Annotated in this window: 4 protein-coding genes; 2 read left to right on the forward strand and 2 right to left on the reverse strand. The window is 47.6% G+C overall.

Going from position 1 to position 5,143, the window contains the following annotated elements; genetic code table 11:
- Window positions 1–628: RNA-guided endonuclease InsQ/TnpB family protein (locus NJ959_RS25210; RefSeq protein ID WP_254014508.1), on the forward strand; the 628-nt coding region annotated here is incomplete at its 5' end.
- Between the two features lie 3 nt (window positions 629–631).
- Window positions 632–880, forward strand: a complete 249-nt coding sequence (locus NJ959_RS25215; RefSeq protein WP_305069165.1) for an addiction module antidote protein — start codon at window positions 632–634, stop codon at window positions 878–880.
- A gap of 84 nt (window positions 881–964) precedes the next feature.
- Here the strand turns inward: NJ959_RS25215 and NJ959_RS25220 are convergent, their stop codons facing one another.
- Window positions 965–3,550, reverse strand: a complete 2,586-nt coding sequence (locus tag NJ959_RS25220; protein ID WP_254014510.1) for a CHAT domain-containing protein — start codon at window positions 3,548–3,550, stop codon at window positions 965–967.
- Entirely contained in the window at window positions 3,502–5,022 is a 1,521-nt protein-coding gene (locus NJ959_RS25225; protein WP_254014511.1) for a ShlB/FhaC/HecB family hemolysin secretion/activation protein, read from the reverse strand. Before NJ959_RS25225 ends, NJ959_RS25220 begins: the two co-directional genes overlap by 49 nt.
- Between the last annotated feature and the right edge of the window lie 121 nt (window positions 5,023–5,143).

Here is a 5,143-nt window from a genome sequence, read left to right on the forward strand (position 1 = left end):
AATGGGAATTGATATGGGTTTGAAAGAATTCTTGACAACTTCTGAGGGTGAAACCGTTGCTATTCCACAGCATTATCGTAAAGCACAGAAGCGTCTCAGAGTCCTCCAAAAACGGGTATCGCGTAGAAAGAAGGGGAGCAACGGTAGGCTTAAAGCCATTAAAAAACTAGGAAAACAGCATAAGAAAGTTGCCGACAAGCGGAAAGATTTTCACTTCAAGACAGCTAATTATCTCCTGTCAAAACATGACGTTATCGCTCATGAGAATTTAAACGTCAAAGGACTTGCTCGTACAAGATTGGCTAAATCTGTCTTGGACGCTGGGTGGTCAAGCTTCCTGTCAATACTGACAAACAAAGCCGTAAACGCTGGTTTGTTGGTTATCCCAGTAAGCGCCCATAATACATCACAGGATTGCTCCAATTGTGGTGAGAAAGTACCCAAGAAACTGCATATTCGGTGGCATGACTGCCCTCATTGTGGTTTTTCTCTTGACCGCGATCATAACGCGGCGATAAATATAAAAAATAGAGCGGTAGGGCATTCCGTTCTTAAAGCCAAACGCCTCCTAAGCGATAGCCGGATTGGTTTGGAAGCCTACACTGTACCTGTACTCAGGTCAGTGTAGGAGCTGTCACAAACTAGAGAAGATATGGCTGCATATCTTGAAGCAGCACTTGAAGATGGAGATCCAGCACTAGTGGTAGCTGCATTAGGAGATATTGCCCGAGCCAAAGGGATGACACATATTACTAGTGAAATGGGGATTGGAAGTGAGAGTCTCGATCGAGCTTTATCGAGGGAAGGTAATCTAGAATTGGCTACTCTGCTCAAGGTTATTCAGGCACTTGGTTTACGTTTGCGGGCTACTCCAATTTGAAATTGCACTGCCTTGTACCCTAAAAGATCTGATCAAACTTGCTACAATTTCGATACCCAGCGAGTAATGCTATAAAAGTAAACGTTAAAGCCAATTGCCGACTAATGTATAAGATGCCCAGTTGTAGGGAGAATCTAAGTAGATATCGAAGAGAGCTTTTTGGGCGAGGTGAAGGGCTTTTGCCGCACTTGTCTGGGGATTTTTTAACTCTTGATATAACTGGACGACTAATTGATTGGTGGGAACGGTTGGAGCTTTCCATAACGTAGAAATGGTACTCCCCGCACCGGATTGGACGGTAAGTCCGGCAAGTCCTAATATGGCTCGATTATCTCCTTGCGCTGTTTCGCAAGCACTCAAAACTAGCAATTCGATCCGGGTACTGCTACTTTGAATTAATTCTTGCAAGTCGTTGGCTTTGATGAGTTCGTTGTAACCGACAATAAAGGTTTCTTCGGGATTGGAACTGAATTGTCCATGAGTGGCGAGGTGAATGGTAGAAAAGTTGTTAAATTGCAGTTGAGTTTGGAGATTTTTTTTCGTGAAGTCTGTGTTTAACAGGATTTCGCTCGCTGCGACTTCTTTTTGAATCGGTTGTAGTTGTTCTTGTTCTATTTTCAAGTTGGGAAAGGAAAATTTTCCCTCCGACGGATATTTTTCAATACCCCCTAGCAAAACTTTCGTGGTTTCTGAGCGGGGTTTAGGCTTGATGAGTTGTAAGCTGGGCGCGATCGCGAGACTGTAGTCTTTTTGTACTAAATATTCCTGTCCGTCGTATAAAACTGCCATGGGAATATTGCGAAGTTCGCCATCGAGGACAAAAACTAAGGTTTCGACTTCATCGCTCTTTTTGAGGGATTCTTCAAGGGGTTGCAAAATCCACCCATAGATTTCTTGCGCGAGTTGGTTGAATTCATCGATATCAACTCCTTGTACGATTAATAAGTTGCGGAGTTGTCGCAGTTTCTTTTTAGCTTCCTGCTGGCTAATTAAAGTCTCGTGATATTTGAGGGATTGGTTGGGAAGTTTGAAGAGGAGTGCGACGCGATCTTCAAGGAGGATAGGATAAATTAAGGCGGCTTTAGTTTGGGTAATTTGTTCGCTGCGATTGGCAATTTGTTCGAGGGGAGAAGTTGAGTTATTCGGTGCTAAATTGCCTAACTGACATCCTAAAAAGTTTTCGAGTTCAGCGAGTTGAAGTTCGTCAATCTGTTTGATGGCTTGTTGGAGATTCTCTGGACTGGGTTCGGATCTTGTCTTTGCGGTTAAAATGAGATTCACAAATTGTCGATAGAAGGGTTCGACATCATCGCGAAAGGAGAATTGAGCATCTTTATTGACGGCGGTTAAGTTTTTGCGGATGGCTTGGAGGGTATTGCTGGCACTTTCGTATGCGGCTTTTGCGCCTTGAAGCTCGGGCTGTTTTTGCTGGTTTAAAATTCGCCCCAGTTGCCATTCCCACTGATACATAATCTCTAGAGAATTAATGTCTCGAGCGAGTTGTAATGCTCGTTGGGTTGCGTCTAATGCTTCGGAATATCGCCCGGTGAGTTCGTACAACCAACCGAGATTACCGATCGCGTAGGCAAGGGCTTGTTTATCGGCTAAGGTTTGCGATTGTTGAATCGAATCTTGTAAAAGTTGTTCGATATTTTGCTCGGAAAGAGGGGAAGATTTAATTCCCAGTTTGAAGGAGAGGGATGCGAGACTGCGGGCATAATTAATTTTAGTATAAATGGCTTCGTGACTGGGGGGTAAATCTGCAATTTTACCCTGAATTTCGAGCAGTTTTAATATCTCCGATCGCACCGCTGGATCTGGCAATCCTCGTTCGATTTCAACCAGCAAACTGAGGCGGTTGAGTTGGGCTTGAAGGGCGGGAAGTTGGGCAGTAGAGTCGGGGTAGCAGGTAGTTGCTTGTTGGTAAAGCCCGATCGCTTGCTGGTAGTATGCGATCGCGCTGGAACTGGAAATAATCTGCGGGGATGTCGTACAATCGGCTGTCGGTGGTGGCATGGAAAAAGGTTTATTGCCGAGGGTTTCAGTGCGATCGCGCTCTCGATTTCCCAACACGCGGGCGACGTTTCCTAAACTCAGAAGGGTAGCGCCTTTGGCTGGCTCAGAGGATAATTGTTGCGCGATTTCCCAATTTTGCTGCAAGATTTCTTTCGCGCTTTCAAAGTTACCCAGCGATCGCAAAATATCGCCAAGGGTTTGCAATCCAGTATGGAGGAGGAAGGAAGGTTGTTGAGGGGGAATAACGGGCGGGTTTGGGTTAGCATCGCAGAGGGCATCGTCCAGTTTTAATGCTTGGGTTGCCGTCTTGCAAGCGCGACGAGAAAGTCCCATGGCCGATAGGGCGCGAGCTTGGTTAATTAGACTGCCCGATATGCCAATTTCATCGCCGCGTTGCCGATAAATTGCCGTTGCTTTCTCCCAGGAATTGAGGGCGCGATCGAATTGTCCCGCTTCGTAAAACAGTCTGCCTTCTTCAATCAGTTGCGGGGCGGTGATGACGCGATCGTTCGGCGTTAATTGATTCCCAGCAGGAAAATTTGCCCAAACGGAAATCGGCATCAAGCTCAAAATTAAAGTTAAGCTTAAACCAACCCCAAAATAAATTAAAATAGACTGTAACTTAAGGAGAAAGATAAGCCGTTTTCTTGCCATGTTTCCCTCCGGGATGAAAGGTTAACGAGGGGAATTCCCCAATCCAAACGAGCGAGAAAGTTGCCCTGCCGCAGTTGTAATCCTAACCCGATCGCGGACAGGGTATTGCGATCTAAAGTCCCCGTTCCCCCACTATTCCAAACGGTGCCAAAATCGAAAAAAGGAATGATTTGAAACACCGTCTGGCGCGACTGCGAATGGTAAAGGGGAAACTGTACTTCCACCGAACCAAACACCCCATTATCGGCGAGCAAGGCATCTTGACGATAGCCGCGAACGCTTCCCCAACCGCCCAGAGCAATTTGTTCAAGGGGTAAAAGGGGGCGATCTGCCAGTTGCAAGCTGCCTCGCAGCAGTAAAATCGTATCGGGCGCGAGAACCCTCAGCCAGCGTGCTTCGCCCTGCCAAGCCAAAAAGCGACTGTCGGGGGCGGTTTCATTAATCGTGGAGTCGAAAGCATCCAATCCGAGGCTAAATTGCGATCGCGCACTCAAAACTTCCTGGTTATCTCGCCGCGAGTATTCCTGAAAAAATCGCAGCACGGAAATTCTCGTCTTTCCCTCATTATCCGCCCCCGCCGCCAAGGGAAAGGGAAAATCGAGCAGGGTGGTTTCGCTCTCTCTGCGCGTCGCTGTTATCCCCACCGCGAACTCTTCAATCGATTGCGCCGAGGCAGTTTGAATTATGGGATGGCGCAGCGTCACGTTGTAATAGCGCCCTCCCGCCGCAATATCGAGGCGATCAAAGGGGCGTTCGATGACGCGGCTCCAAGTCCGACCGTAACTTAAAATCAGGGCAGTATTATCCGGCGCGATCGGGATTTTATACTGGGTATCGAGGGTATGGCTGCCATCGGTATTCGTATAGGCAGCACTGATAACATCGCCCAACCCCAAGAGATTCGCCCAGTTGAGGAACGATTGGCGTTGCATACTACCGACGCTGGGCGAGCGATGGTTATCGATCGCGATTTCCCCATTGAAAGCGGGTTGCTCTTTAACTTTCACCTCGAGGCGATTCTTTCCCGGTTCAACTCCAGCGGACAAATCCGCAGAGATGCTCTCGATGAGAGGATCGATTTGCAGCAGTCGCAGCGCTTCGATTAAACGGTTGCGATTGAGGGGTTTTCCCGTAGCCCTTAAAAGGCGACTGCGAATGTAGTTGGGATTGAGGCGCTCAGTACCAATTACATCAATCTCTTGGGCGCTCAAACCGTTTTCGACAACCTCAATTCTGACAATTCCCCCCTCAATTTGCACCGCTTGCTCGGCAGGAATGTAAACAATCGTTCCTAAATAATCTTGGCTTCCATACAATTCTCGAACGGCATCCTGCGCTTGGATAATGCGATCGAAAGAAACACTTCCGGTAAAGGGAAGCGTGACGCGATCGAAGTCTTCAGCGGTAAAAACCGTACTACCGACAACTTCGTAGCGATCGACTTTGATGGTTTCGGGGGCTGCATCGGGCACAGGTTGGGGGGTTGCTGTCTCTTATACACAGTTGACGCCGCCGACGATCGACTCTGTGGTGTACTTCGTGGTCGTCGCACCCTTCAAAAAAAAATCTACACACATCGCTCCGCACCGCATC

Origin of the sequence: Limnofasciculus baicalensis BBK-W-15 (genome assembly GCF_024178385.1) — a bacterium.
GTDB lineage: Bacteria > Cyanobacteriota > Cyanobacteriia > Cyanobacteriales > Coleofasciculaceae > Limnofasciculus > Limnofasciculus baicalensis.

Excerpts from the sequence above, each read along its gene's own strand:
- NJ959_RS25220 (WP_254014510.1), bottom strand. The coding sequence starts at position 3,550 with ATGGCAAGAAAACGGCTTATCTTTCTCCTTAAGTTACAGTCTATTTTA.